The sequence below is a fragment of the Acinetobacter sp. GW821-FHT09D10 genome, assembly GCF_059416285.1.
Genome location: NZ_JBWKOW010000001.1, coordinates 62,104 through 86,516 on the forward strand (window position 1 = coordinate 62,104; position 24,413 = coordinate 86,516).

21 protein-coding genes are annotated in these 24,413 nt (G+C 36.1%); 14 read left to right on the forward strand and 7 right to left on the reverse strand.

Annotated elements, in window-relative coordinates; all coding sequences use genetic code 11:
* Positions 1-109: 109 nt before the first annotated feature.
* The 3 genes from AC07M3_RS00300 to actP are packed head-to-tail and all read left to right on the forward strand — an operon-like array spanning position 110 to position 3,729.
* Positions 110-1,744: a long-chain-fatty-acid--CoA ligase gene (locus AC07M3_RS00300; protein ID WP_494566153.1), complete on the forward strand. Its 1,635-nt coding sequence runs from the start codon at positions 110-112 to the stop codon at positions 1,742-1,744.
* Positions 1,745-1,772: 28 nt separating this feature from the next.
* Positions 1,773-2,084 carry a DUF485 domain-containing protein gene (locus tag AC07M3_RS00305; RefSeq protein WP_494566154.1) on the forward strand — a complete coding sequence of 104 codons (312 nt, stop codon included), beginning with the start codon at positions 1,773-1,775 and terminating at the stop codon, positions 2,082-2,084.
* Complete coding sequence (actP, locus tag AC07M3_RS00310) at positions 2,077-3,729, forward strand: cation/acetate symporter ActP (protein WP_494566155.1); 1,653 nt, start codon at positions 2,077-2,079, stop codon at positions 3,727-3,729. The genes AC07M3_RS00305 and actP overlap by 8 nt, the downstream gene beginning before the upstream one ends.
* A gap of 90 nt (positions 3,730-3,819) precedes the next feature.
* Here actP and AC07M3_RS00315 read toward each other — a convergent pair whose 3' ends face one another.
* A complete protein-coding gene (locus tag AC07M3_RS00315; protein ID WP_479760467.1) occupies positions 3,820-4,830 on the reverse strand; it encodes an alpha/beta hydrolase in 1,011 nt (336 codons plus the stop codon).
* 191 nt (positions 4,831-5,021) lie between these two features.
* Between AC07M3_RS00315 and AC07M3_RS00320 the strand changes: the two genes are divergently transcribed.
* Positions 5,022-5,444 carry a MarR family winged helix-turn-helix transcriptional regulator gene (locus AC07M3_RS00320; RefSeq protein WP_494566156.1) on the forward strand — a complete coding sequence of 141 codons (423 nt, stop codon included), beginning with the start codon at positions 5,022-5,024 and terminating at the stop codon, positions 5,442-5,444.
* A 95-nt stretch (positions 5,445-5,539) separates the two neighbouring features.
* Here AC07M3_RS00320 and AC07M3_RS00325 read toward each other — a convergent pair whose 3' ends face one another.
* The 3 genes from AC07M3_RS00325 to AC07M3_RS00335 all read right to left on the reverse strand — a co-directional run bounded on the left by AC07M3_RS00325 (position 5,540) and on the right by AC07M3_RS00335 (position 9,024).
* Positions 5,540-6,400, reverse strand: a complete 861-nt coding sequence (locus tag AC07M3_RS00325; protein ID WP_494566157.1) for a bile acid:sodium symporter family protein — start codon at positions 6,398-6,400, stop codon at positions 5,540-5,542.
* Positions 6,401-6,540: 140 nt separating this feature from the next.
* Entirely contained in the window at positions 6,541-7,866 is a 1,326-nt protein-coding gene (gene fahA, locus AC07M3_RS00330) for a fumarylacetoacetase (RefSeq protein WP_494566158.1), read from the reverse strand.
* A gap of 93 nt (positions 7,867-7,959) precedes the next feature.
* On the reverse strand, positions 7,960-9,024 hold the full coding sequence (locus AC07M3_RS00335; RefSeq protein ID WP_494566159.1) for a ketopantoate reductase family protein: 1,065 nt from the start codon (positions 9,022-9,024) through the stop codon (positions 7,960-7,962).
* Positions 9,025-9,490: 466 nt separating this feature from the next.
* On the opposite strand from AC07M3_RS00335, the gene AC07M3_RS00340 reads away from it, so the two are divergent.
* The 6 genes from AC07M3_RS00340 to AC07M3_RS00365 all read left to right on the forward strand — a co-directional run bounded on the left by AC07M3_RS00340 (position 9,491) and on the right by AC07M3_RS00365 (position 17,208).
* Complete coding sequence (locus AC07M3_RS00340) at positions 9,491-10,537, forward strand: ketopantoate reductase family protein (RefSeq protein WP_494566160.1); 1,047 nt, start codon at positions 9,491-9,493, stop codon at positions 10,535-10,537.
* 105 nt (positions 10,538-10,642) lie between these two features.
* Entirely contained in the window at positions 10,643-12,022 is a 1,380-nt protein-coding gene (locus AC07M3_RS00345; protein WP_494566161.1) for a TIGR00366 family protein, read from the forward strand.
* Positions 12,023-12,214: 192 nt separating this feature from the next.
* A complete protein-coding gene (locus tag AC07M3_RS00350) occupies positions 12,215-13,018 on the forward strand; it encodes an AraC family transcriptional regulator (RefSeq protein WP_494566162.1) in 804 nt (267 codons plus the stop codon).
* Between the two features lie 312 nt (positions 13,019-13,330).
* A complete protein-coding gene (locus tag AC07M3_RS00355; protein ID WP_494566163.1) occupies positions 13,331-14,617 on the forward strand; it encodes an MFS transporter in 1,287 nt (428 codons plus the stop codon).
* 346 nt (positions 14,618-14,963) lie between these two features.
* Positions 14,964-15,971, forward strand: a complete 1,008-nt coding sequence (locus AC07M3_RS00360; RefSeq protein WP_494566164.1) for a porin — start codon at positions 14,964-14,966, stop codon at positions 15,969-15,971.
* Between the two features lie 58 nt (positions 15,972-16,029).
* A complete protein-coding gene (locus tag AC07M3_RS00365) occupies positions 16,030-17,208 on the forward strand; it encodes a M24 family metallopeptidase (RefSeq protein ID WP_494566165.1) in 1,179 nt (392 codons plus the stop codon).
* A 74-nt stretch (positions 17,209-17,282) separates the two neighbouring features.
* On the opposite strand, the gene AC07M3_RS00370 is transcribed toward AC07M3_RS00365, so the two are convergent.
* Positions 17,283-18,209 (reverse strand): LysR family transcriptional regulator, encoded by a 927-nt coding sequence (locus AC07M3_RS00370; RefSeq protein WP_494566166.1) that lies wholly within the window; start codon positions 18,207-18,209, stop codon positions 17,283-17,285.
* Between the two features lie 384 nt (positions 18,210-18,593).
* Here AC07M3_RS00370 and AC07M3_RS00375 point away from each other — a divergent pair, with 384 nt between their 5' ends.
* From AC07M3_RS00375 to AC07M3_RS00385, 3 genes are all read left to right on the forward strand, one after another.
* Complete coding sequence (locus tag AC07M3_RS00375; RefSeq protein WP_494566167.1) at positions 18,594-19,832, forward strand: NADH:flavin oxidoreductase/NADH oxidase family protein; 1,239 nt, start codon at positions 18,594-18,596, stop codon at positions 19,830-19,832.
* A 15-nt stretch (positions 19,833-19,847) separates the two neighbouring features.
* Entirely contained in the window at positions 19,848-20,915 is a 1,068-nt protein-coding gene (locus AC07M3_RS00380) for a saccharopine dehydrogenase family protein (RefSeq protein ID WP_494566168.1), read from the forward strand.
* Between the two features lie 215 nt (positions 20,916-21,130).
* Entirely contained in the window at positions 21,131-21,706 is a 576-nt protein-coding gene (locus tag AC07M3_RS00385; protein WP_494566169.1) for a dihydrofolate reductase family protein, read from the forward strand.
* Positions 21,707-21,794: 88 nt separating this feature from the next.
* Here AC07M3_RS00385 and AC07M3_RS00390 read toward each other — a convergent pair whose 3' ends face one another.
* A complete protein-coding gene (locus AC07M3_RS00390; protein WP_151768034.1) occupies positions 21,795-22,211 on the reverse strand; it encodes a MerR family transcriptional regulator in 417 nt (138 codons plus the stop codon).
* Positions 22,212-22,367: 156 nt separating this feature from the next.
* Here AC07M3_RS00390 and AC07M3_RS00395 point away from each other — a divergent pair, with 156 nt between their 5' ends.
* Positions 22,368-23,060 (forward strand): type 1 glutamine amidotransferase domain-containing protein, encoded by a 693-nt coding sequence (locus AC07M3_RS00395; protein ID WP_494566170.1) that lies wholly within the window; start codon positions 22,368-22,370, stop codon positions 23,058-23,060.
* A gap of 87 nt (positions 23,061-23,147) precedes the next feature.
* On the opposite strand, the gene AC07M3_RS00400 is transcribed toward AC07M3_RS00395, so the two are convergent.
* The gene (locus tag AC07M3_RS00400; RefSeq protein WP_494566171.1) at positions 23,148-24,353 is read right to left on the reverse strand and encodes an NAD(P)/FAD-dependent oxidoreductase; all 1,206 of its coding nucleotides are present in this window, start codon (positions 24,351-24,353) and stop codon (positions 23,148-23,150) included.
* Positions 24,354-24,413: the final 60 nt, after the last annotated feature.

The following is a 24,413-nucleotide window of genomic DNA, read 5'->3' on the forward strand; positions in this document are numbered from 1 at the left end:
ATAAAATTAAATAAGTCATTGAAAATAATATAAAAATAATTTGGCATCATAGTTGCATTGACTCATGTAGGCATCTGAATCAGTTGCTAAATTGTGTGAGGAAATAAGAATGACGAATGGATTAATGATGCATTGTAATTTAAACATTACTTCAATAATGCAGCATGCTTTGACAGTTTATGCAGATCAAGAAATTGTGACTTTGAAAGCAGATGGGATAACTAAGCATCGATATACATATAAAGAGGCTTTTGAACGTGTAGCTCAGTTTGCCAATGTGCTAGACCGGCTACATATAAGTTCTGATGCTAAAGTCGGGACGATGGCATGGAACTCATATCAGCATTTTGAATTGCACTATGCCATTCCATGTACGGGAAGAATTTACCATACAATTAACCCCAAATTGGCGCCTGAACAGCTCATTCAAATTATCAATTCTGCTCAAGATGAAGTACTTATTATTGAACCTGATTGCTTGGCATTAGTTGATTCTATTTATGAAAATATAAAAACAGTAATAAAGCATTTTATTGTGCTGGGCGATCCTAATAAGAACCTAATAGCAAAATTTGATTTTGTTTTTTACGAAGAAATCATTGCTCCCGAGCAGTCTTATTATGATTGGCCAGATATCCCTGAAGAACGTGCAAGTGGTCTTTGTTATACATCGGGGACAACAGGTGACCCTAAAGGTGTTCTTTACTCACATCGTAGTACCGTATTGCATGCGTTAATACTCGCTATGCCAAATGCGATTGGCTTAACGCATGCTAGCTGTATTATGCCTTTGGTTCCGCTTTATCATATTAGTGCATGGGGAATGCCATTTAATGCCGTTTTATCAGGGGCAAAAATCGTTTGGCCTCATTCATTTGCGGGTCAAACCGAGAAAATTTTTAATCTGATCCAATCAGAACACGTCGATATTTCTATGGCTGTTCCGACCATCTGGAATGCTTTTAAAAATTATCTTGAAGACCACCATATTTCATCAGTCAGTTTAAAACGGGCGATATCTGGTGGTTCAGCTGCGCCATATTCGCTGATTGAGTCTTTGAGCCATTATGGAGTTTCTGTTGAAAATGCTTGGGGAATGACTGAAACCAGTTCAATGGCAGTCTGTAATCGAGTAGATCAAATCAAAAATAATGTCGAAACCCAATCAATTAAATGCGGCAAACCTATCTTCGGTGTTCAAATGAGATTGCGTGATGAGAACCATCAATTACTTCCTCACGATGGGATGCATGAAGGCATTTTAGACGTAAGGGGCCATACAATTGCCAAGCAATATATCAATCAAACCAAAGCAGTAGAAGAAGAGGACAAATGGTTTGATACAGGAGATATCGCGTGCATAGATGAATATGGATATATGCATATTACAGACCGTGCCAAAGATATGATTAAGTCAGGAGGAGAGTGGGTTAGTAGCGTTGAAGTTGAAAATGCAGCGATGGGATATGAAAAAGTTGCAGAAGCCGCCGTTATTGCTGCCAATCATCCGAAATGGGGAGAACGCCCACTTTTAATATTGGTGCCAAAGTCTCCACAAGAAAAAATTGAACATTCTGAAATTGTGGTTTTTTTATCATCCAAATTACATAAATGGGCCATTCCGTCAGCAACCATATTGGTTGAAGAAATACCGCATACGCCCACTGGAAAAATCAGTAAAAAAATATTGAGAGAACGTTATCACGACTATTTCATCAATAATGCTTTTGCTGAATGTAAATAATGATCTACATAAAAAAAGGACTTTTTATATGAACTACCCTCAGGAAGCAAATATCGTTTTAGATATGAAATTTAAAAAGATGGTAAAGCAGAGAAATCGATTCGCCGTTTTTTTAAGTTTAATTGTACTCAGCATTTACTTTATTTTTATAGGAACCGCCACCTTTCGCCCTGAATTGCTTGCAATGCCACTAGAGGCAAGCAAAATCACAATTGGTTTACCGATTGCTGCAATAGTCATTGTATCGAGCTGGGTCATAACGGGCTCATATATATTTATTACAAATCAATATTTTGACAAACAAAAAGAAAAATTAAGAAAGGAATATCATTATGAATAAATATATTACTTTTACTCTTCTGACTTTACTCAGTCCTGCTGTTTGGGCTGCCCAAACTGAGCCAAGAAATTGGACCGCAATTATCATGTTTGCGTGTGTAGTCGGCCTTTCATTATTTATTACTTTTAAAGCTGCAAAGAAAACAGTATCGAAAGAAGATTTCTATACAGCAGGCAATGCCATTTCCGCAAAGCAAAATGGTTTAGCGATTGCGGGAGACTATATGTCTGCCTCAACCTTACTTGGTATTTCAAGTATGGTTTTCTTCAAAGGTTATGATGGTTTTATCTATGTAACGGGCTTTTTTGTTTGCTGGCCGATTTTAACTTTCTTAATGGCCGAAAGACTAAGAAACCTTGGTAAATATACTTTTGCGGATATTGTTTCGTATCGATTAGATCCTCAGCGAACTCGTATTTTGGCAACGTGTGGTTCACTTATTGTTGTATGTTGCTATTTAATTTTGCAAATGGTGGGCGCAGGTCAGCTCATTAAATTACTGTTTGGTCTAGATTATAAAATTGCCGTCATGCTGGTCGGTTGTCTAATGCTGGTGTATGTCATTTTTGGAGGAATGCTTGCAACCACATGGATACAAATTGTTAAAGCTATTCTTTTGCTCTTTGGTGGAACAGTTCTAGTATTTCTGGCATTTAAAGCATTCGGTTTTAGTTTAAATAATATGGCTGAGGCCGCTGTTAATGCACATAAATTAGGGCAAAAGGTGTTAGAACCAGGTCCAATGCTATCCAACCCGATTAATACACTCTCTATGTCTATTGGATTGATCTTCGGTTTGGCAGGTTTACCACATATTCTGATGCGCTTTTTTACAGTTCCAAATGCTGCTGAAGCACGCCGTTCAGTCTTTTATGCTTCTGGCTATATTGGTTACTTCTTTATTGTGGTTTGTATTTTAGGTTTAGCTTCAATCGCCATAGTTGGCACTAATCCTCAATATTTTGTAGATGGGCAACTCGGTGGAGATTTAATCGGCGGCAGTAACATGGTTGCGATGCACCTAGCAAAAGCCCTTGGTGGAAATTTGTTGCTAGGTTTCTTATCTGCTGTAGCATTTGCAACGATTTTAGCTGTAGTGGCTGGCTTGGCGCTTGCTGGAGCTTCTGCGATTTCCCATGATTTATTTCAAAAAGTAATTAAAAAAGGCAAGGCAACTGAAAAGCAGGAAATGGTTGTATCTCGACTTTCTGTAGTGGTTCTAGGTGTGATTGCCATAGCATGTGGAATTTTATTTGAAAAAATGAACATCGCTTTTTTAATGGGGCTTACTTTCGGTATTGCTGCTTCCGCTAACTTTCCTGTACTTATTCTTTCTATGTACTGGAAAGATTTAACTACCCGCGGCGCCATATTTGGTGGGTTTGTCGGAATCATTTCGGCAATTACTTTTGTAGTTTTATCACCGACAGTTTGGGTTGGTGTACTAGATCATGAAAAAGCAATATTCCCATTTGATAACCCAGCTTTGTTTTCTATGCCACTCGCATTTTTGGTGAGTATCGTTGTTTCTTTAACCGATAAAAGTGAAAGAGCTGAGTTAGATAGACAGGGCTTTGAGTTACAGGTGGTACGTTCAGAGCTTGGTGCTCAACAAGGTTCATTTGAAAAAATGCCTTTGCATTAAGTCTATTAAAGAACCCAAAAAGTAAGAAAGCATGATTAAAAAATCATGCTTTCTTTATTAGACTTATATTATTAGTACTGTCTTAAAGCATTATTTCAAATGCTTTTGAAGTTCAGATCCAGCTTGTGATAATGCAGTTTTTACAGATGGTTCGTTGCTTAACGGATTTAAAAGACCATAGTCATGAATCAAACCGTTATAACGCGTTACAGTCACTGGAACACCAGCTTTATCTAAGTTACGACCAAAAGCTTCACCCTCATCACGCAATACATCTAATTCAGCTGTTTGAATTAATGTAGGTGGGAAGTCTTTTAACTGTTCACTTGTAGCACGTAGTGGTGATGCCAAAATATTATTGCGATCATTGGCATTGGTTGTGTAGTTGTCCCAGAACCATTTCATCATGTTCTTAGTCAGGAAGTATCCTTTTTCATACTGGTTGTAAGAAGCATCGTCGAAACCAGCATTGGTAACAGGCCACAACATTACGTTGTAACGCACTTTTGGACCACCAGATTGTTTAATCTGAAGGGCAACAGCAGCAACCATGTTACCGCCAACGCTATTACCTACTAAAGCTAAACGGCTACCATCAACACCAATTTCTTTACCATGTTTAGCGACCCATTTGGTTGCTTCATATGACTGATTAATTGCTATAGGGAAGTGAGCTTCTGGAGAAGGCGTATAGTTAACGTATACAGCTGCCGCACCAGACTCACGAACTAAATCACGAATTAAGCGTTCATGAGTAGCGAAGTCGCCTAATACCCAACCGCCACCATGGAAGAACATAAATACAGGAAGAACGCCTTTAGCATTTTCTGGTTTAACAATTTTTAGCTGAATGCTTTGACCATTTATTTGAATTGTTTTCTCTGAAACTTGTGCTGGTGGTAGTTTTGCTCCTTTTTGTGCACCGATTAAAACTTGACGAGCTTCGTTTGGAGTCATCAATTCCATTGGTTTGCCGTTACCAGAATTGAGTACGTTTAGGAATGCTTGTACACCCGCAGTAGGAGCAGGAGTATTGATAGCTTCAGCTGAAACAGCTGTAGTGAAAAGAGCAGATGTTAATAAAGCTGTTGCGATTTTCATGGTGAAAACTCACTTTAAGTTAGAAATTTTAAATACAACTTTGAGCCAAGGCTTTGTGTCCAATATGAAGTTGATTCTATCGAAAGCTCAGTTCAGTATTTATCTTGTGCACATAATACTTGCATGCAAGATACTTATGGTCAAGAATTATTTATAATAATTTTTAGATAATTTTAATTTTTGGTTTAAATATGAAAGAAAACAATATACTAGGTGATCAACTCTGTTTTTCGCTTTATTCAGTGGCGAATGCACTTACGCGCCAGTATCGTCCTTTACTTAAAGATTTCGATTTAACTTACCCTCAGTTTATCGTTCTTTTAGCTTTGTACGAAGAAGATGACATTTCTCTAAAAGAACTCGGTGAAAAGACGTTATTTGACTCAGGCACCTTAACGCCATTGGTTCAAAAACTTGAAGCAAAAGAGTTTTTAAAGAGGGTATCAATCAAAGAAGATGAGCGGGTGAAAAAAGTAATATTGACGGATAAAGCTTTAGAGATAAAAGAAAAAGTGATTGATCTACCCAATCAATTGCGATGTTCAATGCATATGAATGATGAGGAGCTGACTATGCTGAGAAAGCTTTCTTTGAAATTATTGGCGGATTTATAAATTTTAATCTCATTTAATAAAATAATAAATTTTAATATTTATAATGTATGAATATTAGAAAACCCATGTCTTAGCATGGGTTTTTATTCTATGTACTATTTTCTTTCCATATAAGTTATAAATACCCCAAAGAGTGCTGCTACAATATACATAAATAGAGCGTAAACTGCTGCTGGCATTGCAGCCATACTACTTGCCATTACAGTAAGTGCAATAGTAATTGCTAATGTTCCATTATGGATACCAATTTCAAAGGCACATGCTTTAGCTTGATAACTATTAATACCACATAAACGAGGTACTAAATATCCTATCGTTAGACTACATACACAGAAAATAAAAGTTGCTAATCCAACTTGGCCAATATGTAAAATAAGATTATTAAAATCTTTAGCAATTGCTAGTGTCATTATAAGAATAAGGAAAACTATAGCAAAAGTACGCATTGGTTTTTCTAACTTTTTAGCAAAATGAGGCATAAAATATCGTATACACATTCCAATACCAACAGGAATAAGAATAATAAAAAAAACCTGTATAATTTTAGAAAATTGTAATCCTACATTATGTCCATTTTCAATAAAGTACTGAAGGGAAAAGTTTACGATTAAAGGAAGTGTAAATGCAGCAATTACAGAGTTAATAGCTGTTAAAGTTATATTTAAAGCAATATCACCTTTATATAAATAGCTAAATAGATTGGCAGTTGGTCCGCCAGGCGAAGCTGAAAGTAGCATTAATCCAACAGCAAGCATTGGAGGTAAAGATAAAATCTTACAAATAATAAATGCAATACTCACTAGAATAATAAGTTGACAGAATAATGCAATGAATACAGCTTTAGGATGCTGTTTAACTCTTTTAAAGTCATTAGGGGTGAGTTCCAGTCCTAGACCTGCCATGATAATAGCTAGAGATAGAGGTAAGAAAACTGTTAGAAGTGTTCCAGCGTTCAATTTTTTGCTCCATTTATATATTATTGAAAATCCATTTTATTTGGCGCGAAATATAATTTTAATAGAATGTCATTATTCTATTTTTAGATATTAAAAAAACATGCTAGTCTGCTGAATTAATATGAGACTAGCATATAACATTATAGTATTAATGCTGGTAAAACAGTTCCAGCGTTTACTCCAAAACCAATTTTGGTTGCACCAGTTTTTTCACACCAGCCACGCATAATAATGGTATCTCCATCCTGTAAAAAACTGCGTTTTTCATTGTCATTTAAATTGATAGGTCTTGTACCGCCATAAGTGAGTTCAATGAGTGCTCCTGCTTCATGCTCGTTTGGGCCTGAAATAGTTCCTGTACCTATCAAATCACCTGCTTTGAGATTACATCCCCCAATCGTATGATGTGCCACCATCTGACTGATAGTCCAATATTGGTGCTTAAAGCTTGTACGCGTTATCTGTACTGCATTTTCACCTGCTTTTTTAGCGCGCTCGGTATGAATACTGACTTCAAGCTGAATATCTAATGCACCCTGATTACGGTTAGCAATAGACTCCAGATATGACAAAGGCTGAGGATCATCCTTTGGACGATTCCATTGTGTACGAAATGGAGCTAATGCTTCTAAAGTGACAATCCATGGTGAAACCGTCGTAGCAAAATTTTTTGCTAGAAATGGCCCTAAAGGAGCCATTTCCCACATTTGAATATCGCGTGCAGACCAATCATTTAATAGACTAACTCCAAAGATATGTTCTTCTGCTTTATCAATTGAAATATTTTCACCCATGATATTACCTGTGCCGATCCATACTCCTAATTCAAGCTCATAGTCCATTGCTCGAGTAGGTTGGAGAACCGGTTTATCTGCATCAGGTAATAGAATTTGACCACATGGACGACGGAACTGTTGACCACTAATCCCGATTGTAGAAGAACGTCCATGATAGGCCTGAGGTAACCATCGGAAGTTAGTTTGTAAATCTGTACCAGGCCGCATAATACGCATACAATTAATGGCGTGATCTAAAGATGTATAAAAATCTGTATAATCGCCTATGATTGTGGGTAATGTATATTCCACCTGACTTTGCGGTATTAAACACGCAGTAATAGTTTTAATGCATTCTGAAGTTTGGTCTTGGCGCAATAAATCAAAAAGAGCGTGCCGTAAAGCACGCCATGAGTGTAAGCCTTGAGCAAAAAAATTATTAAAGTGGCTTTGAGCAGCTAATTTAATTGCCTGTTTAGCAATTCCTTCTAGTATATTCAGCTGTTCTAAAGCCTTAAGGTCAAGTACTTGATCGCCAATGGCAACTCCACCTCTAAACTCTTCTTGTGATTCCATTCTGCGGAATATTGCAAAAGGAAGATTCTGTATAGGAAAATCCGTATCCTTATGATTGGCTGACTCAACCCAGCTCTTCGTATCTGGATTATGTGTATGGTTAATTTTAATCATATTTCTCATCCTGAAATGTGTTAAGACTATTTAATTTTCTCAAGGTACGGTGAATTTAAAAAAACTATAAAATCAATAAGGACTCCAAAAGAGTTATTCGGGCCAAGCAACTTGACTAGGTAAATCATCTGCATATTGTTTTAATAATTCATCAAAACGGGAGAGATAACTGAAATCGTTGACTCCACGGCGCTTTTGAGCCTCAGTAACTAGCTCAACTATCTTGTCGTTAAATGGCGTTGGAATATTAAGTTCACGACCTTTTTCGCAGATCAGCCCATTAATATATTGGATTTCAGTATCCTTACCTTTCTCTAAATCTTGCAGCATACTTGCCTTTAGAGCTGTATGAGCACCCCAGATTTTACGGTAGAGTGGCATTTTTGATGGGATATCTTGTGCATTGTCAAGTTCAAAAGAATTAAAATCATAATTTGACATTGATATGAGTTGTATACCATGTGCATGCGCCACTTTAATACACTCATCAACGACAAAAGCTAGACAAACCATTGCTTTCGGGTCATTTAAGATTTCTCCAAAGGTGCAGCCCAGAGCCGCTGACATACCACTAAAGGATGCATTCATTAATACCTTTGTGTAGCGTATTGCTAATAAATCACTACGAATTTCCGTATGACCTACGCACTCTAAATATTCACGAACAACTTCTAGGCGTGGACGTATTACACCATCTAATTCACCAATTTCAAAAGCAAAATTTTTGGTTGCCTGATAATCAGAGGTCAGAGCAGATACCCCTGGTTTCACCCATGTTGCACCAAAGCGAACGGCTCCACCTAAAGTCCTTTCTTGACCAATAATTTCAGCAACTGAATATTCAGGAATTCCATTTTGGAGAGTACACACCATACTTTCATCATGGAGATAAGGTAAAAGTTGAGTTAAAGTTTCTTTATTTGCAGTTTGTTTTGTTAAAAGGAAAACTAGATCATATGTGCCTTCCATCTGGTTTGGTGTAATGGCATTGACGGGAACGTTTCTTTCTATTGCACCAGTTATTGTTGCACCAAACTGATTTAAGGTATCTACATGCTCTATATAGGCATCAATTAAGTCAACTTGCTTTCCTGCTTGACTAATAAAAGCACCTATAATTGTACCTAATGATCCTGTTCCAACAATCGCGACTCGCATAATCTCTTCCCTTGTATGCATTTTTAATTCGAATATTCAATTTAAACCACTATTTAAGAGCTTTAATTGAAACTCGTAGTGTTCTTCAATAATTGTCTCAATATTTATTGAACTTTTTATTTTTTAACATTTATATTTTATTTAAAGAAATTAGCAAAACTTATTATTTAATGAGAAAAATTAAATAATAAAAATTATAGTTTTTAAGCAAGAAAAAATTTAGAAAAAATATAATTCAATAATTCTTTTATTTTCAATATATTATTTGGTTTATCTGGTTGGTTTTTATCTTTAATTTAATTAATTTCTTGATATTATATTTAAAAATAATTTTAAAATATTTAAAAAAGTGTCTAAAAAAGAATAAAAGTTGTCTAAAAAAGAGGGAATTATAAATTTTAAAAACCTCTATTCTTTGAATGAAGTTTTTAAATAAGACAAAAACTTACTTGAGAAGGAACTCACTATGAGAACAGCAATATATGGAATAGGATCTTTAGGAACAATTATAGGAGCTATATTAACTCAAAAGGGGTATAGGGTAGATTTGATTGATTCCTATCAAGAAAATGTTGATGCTTTAAAAGAAAATGGAGCAACAGTCATAGGTTTTATGGATTTTAATGTTCCTGTAAAAGCATATACGCCAGATCAACTGGAAGGTACTTATGATCTAGTTTTCTTATTAACTAAACAAACTACAAACGCAGTGGAGTTACCTAAATTACTGCCTTTTCTACATGATGAAAGTGTTGTTTGTACATTACAAAATGGAATTCCAGAACAATCAGTATCAAAGATAGTCGGAACTCACCGAACAGTGGGAGGGGTTGTTGGTTTCGGAGCAACATGGCAAAGGCCGGGTGTTTCTGAATTAACCTCTACCAAGGAAGTAGTTGAAAATTTTGCTTTTGAAATTGGCGAGCTTGATGGACAAGTTACTAACCGAATTATAGAAATTCAGCAAATTTTAAATCATGTGGGAATGACTAAAGTACTTCCTAATCTTATGGGAATTAGATGGTCTAAATTACTAATGAATGCCACTTTTAGTGGTATGTCTGCAGCATTAGGTTGCACTTTTGGTGATGTACTTGATGATGAAAAAGCGATGTTTTGTCTAGCTTATATTGCTGATGAAACTATAAAAGTCTGTCATGCCTCTGGGTATCAAATGGTGGTCATGAATGGGCTGAATATGGGTGATCTTGAGCTTACTTCTAGTGCTGATATTAAAAATAAATTGCCTATGTACCATAAGGTCTGGGATGCTCACCGACGCTTAAAAGCAAGTATGTTGCAGGACTTAGAAAAAGGTCGACCTTGTGAAATTGATTTCATTAATGGTGTGGTCTCTCAAATAGGAAATAGTTTGGGCATAAATACCCCATTTAATGACAAAGTGATTGAATTGGTTAAGTCAGCTGAATATCGAAAAGGGATTAACAATTTTTCTTACCTAAATCAATTCGATGAACTTATCAATCGTGTCAAAGCAGAAGTATCGGTTTAAGTATTAAAAGTACAACTAGATATTTCGTTAAAAACAGGACGTATGGTTTAAAGAATCCTAAGGAATTTTAGGAACCGATCAGTTGATTATATAATAGGGAATATTATGTCTAATCAAGAAAATGATATAAAAAAACAGAGCTTTATTGATAGTTTTACAGAATGGAGCATGAAATGGGTACCTGATTCCATGGTATTCGTTTTAGCCCTAACAGTTATCGTCTATCTGTTGGCTTTAGGTATAACAGATAGAGGTCCACTAGAGTTGGTTGATGATTATGCCCAAGGTTTTTGGGTATTATTAACCTTTGCAATGCAGTTAAGTTTATTAATGATAACTGGCTTTATTGTTGTCGAATCTGAATTCGTCAAAGGCCATCTAATTAAACTCATAGATATACCTAAAACTGTTTCTTCTACGCTAATAATGTATTGCCTCATTGTGGCTATTTTTAGTTGGTTACATTGGGGTATGGGTTATATGCTCGCAATGCTGCTGGGACGTGAAATAGCCATCCGAAAAAAGGGGATAGGATTAGACTATGCTTTACTTGCGGCAGCGGGTTACTGTACTTTTTTAGTAGGAGCAAATGGTCCCGCTCAGTCAGCACCTCTTATTGCTGCAACTCCCGGAAACTTTCTTGAACAGACAATAGGGCATCTGGTTCCCTTAACATCTACAGCTCTTTCTCCATTCTTATTGGTATTGGTTGCTACTCAATTAATCGCATTAATTGTTTTCTTTTTAGTTATCCATCCAAAGAAAGGTAAAGCTGTCGAAATTGATGAAGAAACGTGGAAAGCACTTTCGCAACCTGTTTCAAATATAGAAACTGCAGATGAAGTAAAGCTACTTCGTCCGGCTGAACGTTGGGAACGCTCTCGTATTTTTCCGACTTTAATTGCAGCAGTAATACTTGTATGGGTTTGTAAAACTCTCTGGATTTCAGGATTTGGAAAAGTCGATATAAATTTTCTAAACTATTTATTCTTTGCGCTAGCTTTATTATTGCAAAAAACTCCTCGAAACTTTATGGCTGCTGTTAAAAAAGGTGTAGGGACAACATATGGAGTAATGATTCAATTTCCATTATATGCGGGGATCTTTGGAATAATATCTTTCTCTGGTCTCTCTCATTCAATTACTGACGCTTTTTTATATATTTCTACTCCTGAAACCTATTCATGGATTGTTATGGTTTATACAGTAATTATGGATTTCTTTATTCCTTCAGGTGGATCTAAATTTGCAGTTGAAGCACCGTTTATTATTCCTGCGGGTCAGCAACTAGGCGTTCCTGTTGAACATGTAATTAATGCTTATAGCACGGGTTCTCAAATGGCAAATTTTATTCAACCATTTTGGGCATTAGCATTTTTAGCTACGTTTCAGTTGAAATTTCAAAAAATTCTACCTTATACATTTTTTGCTTTTATATTAACGTTTGCTATAGCAAGCATTGCGTTTCTCATAAAACCCTATTGATTGATATAAAAGTAAATAAAAAACCTTAAATCGTAATGGTTTAGGGTTTTAATATATTAAATTTAGTGCCTTGGTGGAATAGATGCTAATCTTAATAATCTAGTCTTCATGAAAAAACATTGCTCATGAGACTCTCCAGATTCTGGGATTGAAAGGAAAGCTGTCAATATCACTTAACTTGAGAAGACTTATATGCTCTTAGCGAATAAAAGTACTAATAGGGAAGAGTACCAGAATATTGAAGGTAATATTGGTGCAATGCCTAAAGAATTTCTTAAAAACTATTTTAATCCTCCTCATTATCATGAGCGTGTTCAATTAGCTTATGGAATTTCCGGAATTATGGAAGCTTATGTAAATGGAAAAGTATGGATTTTATCACCTAAAACGGCTTTGCTTATACCTAGCAATACATTACATAGTATGCGAGCAATTACTGATATTAGTTTAAGAACGCTCTATATAAAACAAGAGATCGTGAATGATATTAGTTCGGAAAGTGTTAAGTTATTAAAAGTAGGGAGTTTTCTAAAAGAACTTATAGAGAGAGCCACTTATATACCTATTGATTACTGTATAGATAGTATTGAAGGAAAAATTATGGATATTATTATTTATGAACTTAAGGTTGCAGAAGAAATTAGATATTCTATTCCTACACCTACAGCAGAGATATTAGTAGTAATTGAAAATATGATAATGAGCAATCATTTACTTCTAAAAGAAAAAATAGGATATTGGTCTGACCATTTTTGTATGTCAAGTAAGACATTAAATAGACTAATATTAAAGGATTTAGGAGTTACATTTATTGTTTGGAAACAATATCTAGCAGTTAAAATCAGTTTAATACAGATGTCAGAAAATAAAAACTTAACAAATATTGCATATGATCTTGGTTATCAATCTCCATCTAATTTTTGTCGTATGTTTAAAAATATTACAGGGCAGAATCCTAGTGTGTTTAGTCAAACATTAAAAATGGATAGGTTGTAATCTTAAAATATTTAAAAATCAATAATATTCCTAGCCAAAATAATCTATTGACATTCAAGCTAACTTTAGACTCATAGTAATGTAAAAGCAATAGTACTATCATGTGGCTAGCAAATACTTTTAAGTTATGGGTTATTAATTAGCAAAATGAGGATGTATAAGTTTTTAATATAGGATGAAGTGTAATTCTAAGCAATCAAATCCGATCTGAGAAAAAAACTCAATCACGATGGAAATTATATCAATATTCCAACTAAAGCATTTTGTGTAGTTTTGATTTAACAAATAGATGTTAGGTCAGGAGAGGCCAAAATGCTAAATGAGAACAAGTCTATTAGTAAACGTTCATTTCTTGGGCTATCTGCGGGTAACTTTCTTGAATGGCTTGATTTTACATTATATGGATATTTTGCACTTGCTATCGCACACAACTTTTTCCCAGCTGAAAATGAAATACTTTCTACACTCGCTGCTATAACTACTTTTGCTGTAGGCTTTTTGGTAAGACCTATTGGTGCTTATTTGATTGGAAATTATGCCGATAGAAAAGGGCGTAAGTCAGCAATGGTTTTAACAGTTATATTAATGGGGATAGGTACTTTACTTATTGCTTGTGCACCTTCCTATCAACAAGCAGGTTATTTGGGAACTGCAATAGTTGTACTGGGTAGATTGATTGCTGGGCTTGCTGCTTCTGGGGAGTTTGGTGCAGCGGTATCTTTAGTAATGGAAAGTTGTCCAAAGAATCGCCGAGGATATTATAGTGCTTTATTTAATTCCTCAACGTATCTTGCACTCGCGACAGGTTCAGGAATTGCATTAATTATTTATGGTGTTTTGGGGCAACAAGCGACTTTAGATTGGGGATGGAGAATTGGTTTCTTTATAGGCTTGATTATTATTCCAGTTGGTTTATATCTTCGTCGTCATATGGAGGAAAGTAACGAATTAGTCCATACTCCTAAAAAACAAACAGTTCAAACTAAATTAAGTCTTGGACAATTTATTCAACGTATCATACTCGTTGCATCTCTCTCAGGTTTTGGTTCGGCAATTGTTTATCTTGTCATTATCTTTATGCCTTCTTTTGCGAAGCAAGCAATGAATATTGAGCCAATTATTGGTTCGGCTAGTTCAATGTTGTCAGCACTTGTTATTATCATGGGAGCATTTATTGGTGGCTACTGGTCAGATAAATCTGGACGAATTATTGGAGTTTTATTAACAGGTACATTAATCACAACCTTTATAGGTATTCCTCTTTATGAATATTTATTGATTTCACCTACAGCTCCTCGTTTATTCTTATTTCAAATCGTATGTTCTCTGGGTTTAGGTACAACAATTGGTGCATATTTCCCTTTTATCACAGATCAGTTTCCTACGAGACAAAGAGCTTTAGGTATTGGTTTGGGGTATAACATTGGTGTAACGCTTTTTGGAGCTGTATCACCTATTGTAACGACTTATGCACTTAGTAAGGGAATTTTACAAGCACCAGCTGTTTACTTATTATCTGCAGCAACGATTTCTATTGTTGTTCTTCTAATTTATAAAAGTAAACAAAAAACAATTATGAAAACTTTACCAGCAAGCTAATTAAAATTAAGTTAACCCTTGCTTAAAATCTTAAAATTCATTTGTCTTACATAATATAAATGAATTTTTAAATAAAGATCTACTTTTAAAAAGTAGGTCTTTTTTATTTATAGTTAAATTATTCTTGCTTATATATTTCAAATTATAGATTTAATTTTTTTTAGTAGAATCAATAGAAAAATACTCAACTGTAATGGAGAAATTATCAATATTCTAATAACTAAATTTTATGTACTTTAAATAGAGGAATTAAATAATCAGGGTCACGGAGTACCGAGTAATGTTCAAATATATATTGATACCATGTGTGTTTATTTTACCAATGAAATCTTTTGCAGATATTCAAGTGGGGGATTCAAATTCACCTTTTAAAGTGTATGGGGTTTTTGACTATGGTGTAAATTATTCACACTCTGGTGTAGTTAGTTCGCATGATTTTCAAAGTGGTATGGATTATGCGAGTCGACTCGGATTAAAGCTTAATCTTAAATTGAATGATGACATTGCTATTGTAGGGAATGCTGAATCATGGATCGATTTACGTAAAATGGAATTTGTTCGAGATGAGACATTTGCTCGTGGCGAATTTATTGGTGTTAGCTCAAAAAAATACGGCACATTGTTATACGGGCGCCAGATGTTAAATGCTTCTGGGGTATATGAGGAATTATTTGCTACAGCTTTTGCTCCATCTACACTGAGTTATCAAGCATATGATTTAGGAACTGGAGCACCAACATTCGATTTTAGATCTAGCCGTGCCATCACTTATACCACACCAAACTTCAAGAATACGACTCTGACATTTCTTTACACGCCAAACCAAATGGTCGGTGATGCTTCAAAAGTCCTAGATGCTAAGAATTATGCAGCCATGGCTGTTTATGATGATGGCACCAATCGTATAAGTGCATCTTATAATGAATTAATTAGTAATTACTCTGTCGATTATAACGGCGTCGTTTACGATGAGATTAAAACAAAAGATTATCGTGTATTTGCACTAAAAAGATTAAATAAAAAACTAAGTGTTATTGGTACTGCGAACTATCTTAAACCTAATAGTCCAGATGCCGTTTCTGCTCAGATTTACGGCACGATGATAAATTTTGAACAGCCAAAATATAATCTGAAAGCAGCTTTATATCATAGACAAGTAGATAAACAAGATCTATCAGCCATGATTTATGCGGTTGGTGCCAATTATCATATTAATAAACACTTAGATGCCTATATACGAGCTGAGTATATTGATAACAACGGCAAGGCTAAATATACGATGAATAATATTCTTCTTGAAGGTCCAGGCGATGATCCTTCTACCTATGGTATTGGACTTAAGTTCATGTTCTAGAAATAAAGGATCAAATTATTTTCAATCGATTAAGCAAAATCTCAACAGGAGAGTCAAGATGAATATGGAACCAATTTTCTATCCACCGACAGAAAATGAAATTGAGCAACGTGTAAAACGCGTACAAGCTCGTATGCTAGAGGAAGGATTAGATCATTATGTGGCTTTCTGTCCAGATAATATTTTTTATCTAACAAATTTTGCAAATGCAGTACATGAACGACCTTTCATTTTAGTCATACCGAGTAAAGGAATCCCTCAATTTGTTGTTCCTCAATTGGAAATCCCACATGTAAAAGCACGTATGGTAGGAGATATTGAACTTATATCATATTTCGAGTTTCCTGCGCCTCGAGGTCAAGCTTGGAGTGACCGATTTAAAGAATTATTTGCTGAAAATGAACGTGTTGGTGTTGAGTCTATTTGCCCTTTGCAGATATACACTGAAACTCCTGGTGAGCGTGTTCGCAGTGATATTATTGATGATATTCGTATGATTAAATCTGAATATGAAATAGGTCGCTTAATTTATTCTTGTGAGCTGGCCACCAAAGCCCATGATTTGCTTTTAAAATCTGCCTATCCGGGTATGTCTTTAACCGAAATGGCCACCAAAGTAAGAGGGTTTGTAATGAATCAACTTGCAAAAGATAACAAGAAAATCAACCCACTTGCTACCCGTGTTACAGCTGTTTTTCAACCGCCGAGTGTATCTCATGATCCACATAACTTTACGAACATAGATATGGTTATGGAGGAAGGGGGACCACATGTATCTATCATTAATGCGGTGATGAATGGCTACGGGGCAGAAGTTGAAAGAACTTTTTTCCTTGGGAAAGTTCCTGAGAAAGCAAAGAAACCATTTGAAATCATGATGGAAGGTCGCAGAATTGCCTTTGAAATGGCTAAACCTGGCGTTTTAATGAGTGAAGTTGATTTAAGTGTTAATAATTTTTTTCGAAAACAAGGCATGGGAGATTATCTACTTCACAGAACTGGACATGGCATGGGTGTAACTGCACATGAGGCTCCTTTCTTTGCTGAAGGATATGACCGTCCACTTGAAAAAGGAATGTGTTTGACCATTGAACCTGGACTTTATATTGAAGGAGTGGGAGGGTTTAGACATTCTGATACGGTTTTAATTGGAGAAACAAATTTAATTATGCTAACTGATGGTCCTGTAGATATTGATGAGCTGACTATTCCTTTACATAAAGCTACGGCTGTATAGTAGAGATTAGTATTTACTAGTATCTACAAAAATTAATACCCATATTTTAGATGGGTATTAATTTTAAAAATAAATTAATGAGCTTCATAACAGATAAAATCACGTAACTTTCTAACATTTGTATTTAAAGGTACTTTGCTATTCCATATAATTATTTGTGGTTTTATACTAAAACTTAACTCACGATTAATTATTTTAACTTTATTTTGTTTCTGTAATCTTCTTGCTATATTACTTGAAGCGACAGTAATACATTCATAATTTTGCATAATAATACCTATTAAATTAATTGGATTATCAACTTCAATTATATTATTAGGCTGTTTCAATCCATTAGCCACTAAATTTGTATCAAAACATTGGCGTACTGGACAAGTTGAAGATGTGAGACACCACGGATATTGTAAAAGGCTTTTTAGATCCTTGTTTGAGTCGGGAATATTTAAGTTGTTATTTGCAATAAAGAGCAATTGATGTTCATGTAGTAAAATCGCTCGTAAATCATTATTTAAATCATCTACTTCAGCTCGGCACATAACTAAATCTAGTTCACCTGCACGTAAACTTGATAGAAGTGAAGTTTTATCACCTGCCTTAATACAGATTTCAGTTTCAGGAGAAATCTTTTTAAATCTAATAATTGCATTAGCAAGTGCATTTTCTAAGGATGGAGCATGAACACCGATAGAAATTCTGCTAGCTTTAACTCCTCTTAGCAATGCAATCTTATCGTGTCCTTCACGTAATTGAGCTTCGATCTTTAGGTAGGAGTCAATTAGAATAAGGCATTCTGGCAACGGAACCAGTTGTCCGACCTCTCTTCTAAATAATTGTGCGCCATAATTAGTTTCAATTTCTGCTAAAGATTTAGATACAGCTGAAGTGGTCATATACATGAGTTGAGCCACTTTAGTCAGTGATTTGTGCTGGCCCAATAGGGATAGAATCTTTAAGTTTTTAAACTTGATTCGGGAGCTGAAAAATGAATCTAAATCTTCCATAATATTTTATATCCATAACCCCATTTTTATTGAGATTCAGTTCCTAACTTAGTTTAGTATTTTACCTGATTTTTTAGTGTCAGTGAAAATTAAAGCCCTTCAACTTAAAGAATAGAAGCCCAAGTTTTTAAAATATGAAGTGAATTGAACACGGGCTCTGTTCGCACACTGAGCTATTTAAAACTTTACTCTTAATAAAATATTTTAATAGATAATTTTTCATAACATGTGCTAGGTATAAAAATTTAAAGAGGCATTTGAAGGCCTCTTTTTTATATAAAAAATTAACGAATACAATTGATTAAGTATAGAAGTAATAAAAGGTATTGACATTAAAGTTAACTTTAAGATTAAAGTAAAGCCATACTGAATGAGGTCTTTCCAATGAAAGTGTTCGAAAAATTAGTATTTCCAAATGGTTCATATGTTCCAAACCGAATTGCAAAAGCGGCAATGGAAGAAAACATGGCTGATTTAAACCACGCACCTTCAGAAGAGCTAATGCGTTTATATCAAGCTTGGGCAGATGGCGGTGTGGGACTAATTATTACCGGAAATGTGATGGTAGACCGCAGAGCGATGACTGGACCGGGCGGCGTAGTGCTTGAAGATGAAAAGCATCTAGATGCTTTTAAAAAATGGGCACAAATTGCTCGTTCAGAAGGTGCTCAGGTTTGGCTTCAAATTAACCATCCAGGGCGTCAAATGCAGTCAAATTTAGGGCAACAAACATGGGCACCTTCTGCCGTTGCTTTAGATTTAGGAAAAATGTCAGACCGCTTTAATACGCCAATCGAAATGACTGAATCTATGATTGCAGAGGTGATTCAGCGTTTTGCAAACACAGCGCGTTTAGGTGAAAAAGCAGGATTTACTGGTGTAGAAATTCATGCAGCGCATGGTTATCTACTCAGTCAATTCCTTTCTCCAATTAGTAATAAACGCCAAGATCAATGGGGTGGTTCTTTAGAAAACCGTGCTCGAATTTTAATGGAAATTGTGGAAGCAGTTCGTAAAGTGGTTTCGCCTCAGTTTACTGTTGCAGTAAAACTAAATTCAGCCGATTTCCAACGCGGTGGGTTTAGCGCCGAAGATGCCCAGCAAGTCGTTAAAATGTTAAATGAATACGCTGTCGATTTGGTTGAGCTTTCAGGTGGTAGCTACGAGGCACCAGCAATGCAAGGTCAAGCACGTGATGGTCGAACACTTGCTCGCGAAGCTTACTTTTTAGAGTTTGCACAAGAAATTCGAAAAGTTGCCAAAATGCCTGTTATGGTGACAGGAGGCATACGCCGTAAACAAGTAGCAGAGCAGGTGGTTGAAAGTGGTGTAGATATGGTTGGCATTGCCACAGCTTTAGCAATTGAACCTAATTTGCCCAATGCTTGGAAACAAGGCCAAAATATTACACCTGAACTAAAACCAATTACATGGGAAAATAAAACGTTAGCTTCCCTTGCAAATATGGCAGTGGTCAAATTCCAGTTACGTAATTTAAGCTCTGGTAAAAAAACTAAACCAAATGTTTCACCAGCGTGGGCTTTAATTTTGCAACAATCAGCTATGTCATGCCGTACCCGCCAATACAAAAAAGGCATGCGTGATTATTCATTTGCTTCTTAATAAAAGAGTGGTGTTATGACAAATTCTAACGATTCAAACTGGATAATTTATGGAGCAAATGGCTACACGGGTGAATTAATTACTCGTGAAGCTGTACGCCAAGGTCTAAAACCAACTCTTGCTGGTCGTAACAAAGCCAAGGTTGAAGCACTAGCTCAAGAGTTAGGGCTCACCTATCAGGCTTTTGGTCTTGATAATGTAGAGGCGGTAAGTGAGCATCTCAAAGGTTTTAAACTTGTTATGCACTGTGCAGGGCCATTTTCAGCCACCTCAAAACCCATGATGGAAGCTTGTATAAAAGCAGGTGCTCATTATCTTGATATTACTGGTGAAATTTCTGTATTTGAATTAGCACAATCTTTAAATGCTCAGGCTCAGCAGGCCGATATTGTGCTATGTCCTGGTGTAGGCTTTGATGTAATTCCAACAGATTGTGTGGCGGCAAAATTAAAAGAAGTTTTGCCAGATGCAACCCATCTCGCTTTAGGATTTGACTCAAAATCTGGTCTTTCACAAGGAACCGCAAAAACCAGTACAGAAGGTATGGGTGAAGGTGGAAAAATTCGTAAAAACGGAAAAATTACCACCGTTCCATTAGCACATTATGTTCGGACTATTGATTTTGGAGATGGTCAAAAAAGTGCAATGAGTATTCCGTGGGGTGACGTATCTACAGCGTTCTATACAACCGGTATTCCAAACATTGAAGTTTTTGTGCCTGCACCTCCTAAAATGATTTGTGGCGCAAGATTCTTAAATTTAGTGCGACCTATCTTAAAGCTGCAATTTGTACAAAATGCAATTAAGTCACGTATCTCGAAATCAGTAGTGGGACCAGATGAAGAGGTAAGGGCTAAGCAGCCAACCTATGTATGGGGCGAGGCTAAGAATGCACATGGGCAGACTAAAACAGTTCGAATCCAAACAGATAATATCTATAGCCTTACCGTGAATGGTTCACTGGCTGTGGTGAGTTATTTACTTAAAAATACGGTCAAAGGCGGTACATATACGCCTGCAAAACTGATGGGCTATAAACTAGTAACCGAACTTCCGGGTTCTGGTCCACTGGTAATTTCTTAACAAAACTTTGCTTAAAGCATCATGTTTATAGATTAATCCCGAATAAGGAGTAATGCTTATTCGGGTAATTGATAAGATTTAGAGCTATTTCAAACGAATACACCTTGTTTTTTTATCCTCAGAAAAAGAGAAAACAAAACATTCCACGAGAAATAATTCAAATTGAATATACTAAAATATAGTGCATATTTTTTATGAGCAAAGGAATGTAAATAATGAGAAAACTCGTACTGTTCCTACATGCATCGCTTGACGGTTTTGTAGAAGGGCCAAATGGGGCAATGGATATTGGTTGGATTGCTTACGATGCCGATTTAGCAAATCATGCCAAAGAAATTTTGAGCACTGCCGATACGGTGATTTGGGGGCGTGCGACGTATCAAATGATGTATGATTACTGGCCAACTATGCTTTCAAATCCAGCAGCTTCAGAGCATGAACGAAATCATGCCGAATGGATCGAAAAGACTGAGAAAATTGTTTTTTCTACAACCCTAGATAAAGTTGAATGGAATAACTCCAGACTTGTGAAAGATCATGTTGAAGAAGAGCTTCATAAGCTCAAACAGCAGCAGGGCAAGGATATGGTTATTCTTGGTAGCCCTAGGTTCGCGCACTATTTGATGCAACTTGGCTTAATTGATGAATATAAAATTACGATTTCGCCCGTACTGATTGGTAGTGGCTTACCACTGTTTCAAGGCATTCAGCAAAAGAGCAATCTTAAACTTATTGAAAATAAAACGTTTGCTTCAGGAGCTCTCGGTCTTCACTATCAAAAGATAAACTGATTTTTTCTATAATATTTATATGAAAAACCAATTACAGCGTTGGCCTGTAATTGGTTTTTTCAAGAAAAGTTCTATTTAAAGTTTAAAACTACGGTGTATTTACTTTGTCGAAATAGAGGGTCATAAGCCGTTCTGCATTTTGCTCACACGTAATTTCATCGGGTTTGTCATTAATGGCATGAATCATGGTGCGTAAGTTTTGCTTACTGACTTTTAGCTTTTGTTCTAAAAGTTCTATTTCCTGAATTTTAGTTTCAATCGTTTGAATAAGTGCATCATGATCCCAAGCAACAACTTTCGAAGGTAAAAAACCTTTAATTTCAGCTAAAGAAAACCCAACTTGCTGGGCTTGCTGGATGAGAGAAAGTTGCTTCAAATCGTTATCGGTATATTCACGATAGCCATTCGATTTTCTTTTTGCTTTAGGCAAGAGTTTGATTTGCTCGTAATAACGAATTGTAGGGGTGCTTAAACCACTTAGTTTCGATAACTCGCTAATATTCATAGCCACATACTCTCTTGACATTCAAGCTAACTTTAGACTTATAGTAACATAAAAGCAAGGTTCATAACTTTACCAAGCACAAACTTTCAGTAACAGGTTTCTATGCTTTGATAAATTAATGAACAGAATTATAAATATGAAAAATGAGGTGAAAAGATGTCTAAACGCATATTACATGTCGTGACCAATGTTTCACGCTATAAAGATGTAGATGAACCCACAGGTCTATGGTTAGGCGAACTCACGCATGCCTATGATAAGTTCGAAGAAAAAGGTTATATCCAAGATATTGTAAGTCCAAATGGCGGCAAAACGCCGATTGAACCAAAATCACTGGGCGCTTTAGTTGCCGATAAATCTGTCAAAGCGAGAGAAGACGATCAAACGTTTATGACTTTGCTGGCCAACACTCATAAACCCTCAGATATTAATTGGGAAGATTATGACGCGATTTATTACACTGGCGGCCATGGGGTAATGTGGGATTTTCTAGATAATCCTGAATTGCAAGAAATCACCAAAAATATTTATGAAAAGGGCGGCATTATATCGAGCGTATGTCACGGCTATTGCGGCTTACTTAATGTAAGGCTTTCAAATGGTAAACGACTGATAGAAGGTAAAAAATTAACAGGTTATGCATGGAGTGAAGAAATCTTGGCAGGCGTGGCAAAAAAGGTACCTTATAATGCCGAAGAGTTAGCAAAAGAGTATGGTGCTGACTATAAAAAGGCTTTTGTTCCATTTGCACCCTATGTTGTTCAAGATGGCAATTTAATTACAGGTCAAAATCCTTTTTCTGCTAAAAAGACAGCTTTAGCGATTATAGAAGAACTAGAAAAAGCATAAATTTTAATGATTCAAAAATAAACCCCAAAAGCAGTTCTCTACTTTTGGGGTTTTTAAATAGATTTGTACTTACTAAAACAGATTGTTTTAAGGAACAATTACAAAATCAGGATTTGCTATCGCAAACACAGCATCACGGTCTGCCACAGGTGGATAAATCCAGACAGTATTAATTTCTTGCTTAATTTTTTTGGCTTCTTCACGAACAAATTGAACCTGACGGTCCCAACCTTCACTATAGAGAGCACCCCAAGGGCCTAAATCAAGACACGTCACATACTTTGGTTGACTATAGGCATGCAACGGTAAATCAACCAATTCTGCCGCAGCATTGTAACCCGCCACACGACCAAGGCTCATGGCATGTTGGCAAGACATCACGTTAAAATTACCTAAATCATCGGTTGGAACTTTTACCGTATCTCCGGTCACAAAAATATTTTTTGCTTCAGGTGCATGTAAATAGGCATCACCTAAAATACGGCCTAAATTATCTTTTTCACCTGCAATTTGAGAGGTGAGTGAGTTAGCTCTCATGCCCGCAGTCCAAATGACGGTTTCTGCTTCAATTCTTTCGCCATTAGAAAGTGTTACACCAGAAGCATCAAGTGCAGTAACGCGTAGGCCAGCTTTACCTTCCACACCGAGTTCTGTGAGAGCTTCTCGAATAACAGTAGCAGCTTGGTCACCCATTGCCGCACCAATTTCTGTAGATGAATCTACTAAAACTACACGGACATCAGTTTCGCCTAAAATGTGACGTAAGCGTTCAGGCATTTCAGTCACTGTTTCTAGACCAGTAAGCCCACCACCTGCAACCACCACGGTATTACGAGCTGCATTTGCAGGTTTGTTGGCTAAGTTTTTAAGATGCAGATCTAATTTTTCCGCATCTTCTAATGTGCTTACGCTAAACCCATATTCGGTAAGACCCGGTATAGGCGGCATAAACGTCGTACTTCCAGTTGCCAGAATAAAACGGTCATAGCTTAAGGTCTGTTTATCGCCCTGAATCGTGGTAATCACAAGACTTTGGGCATCAGCATTCACTTCATTTACCCAGCCAGCCACATATTTAACGTCAACTACACTTAATAACTCTGAAATATCAGGGTTCATATTTTCAAGTACAGCTTCATAAAGGCGCGGTCGAATCCCAACATTCGGGCTAGGGGAAACCATAACCACTTCAATATTTTGTTCTTGGGATGCTAAGTGAATTGCTCGTTGTGCAGCAAGTGCAGCCCATAAACCAGCAAAACCAGAACCTGCAATAATAATACGCTTACTCATTTGATTATCCTTTTGATAGGTTTTCGGACAATACATTCCAGCTCATCACAAAATTTTGGG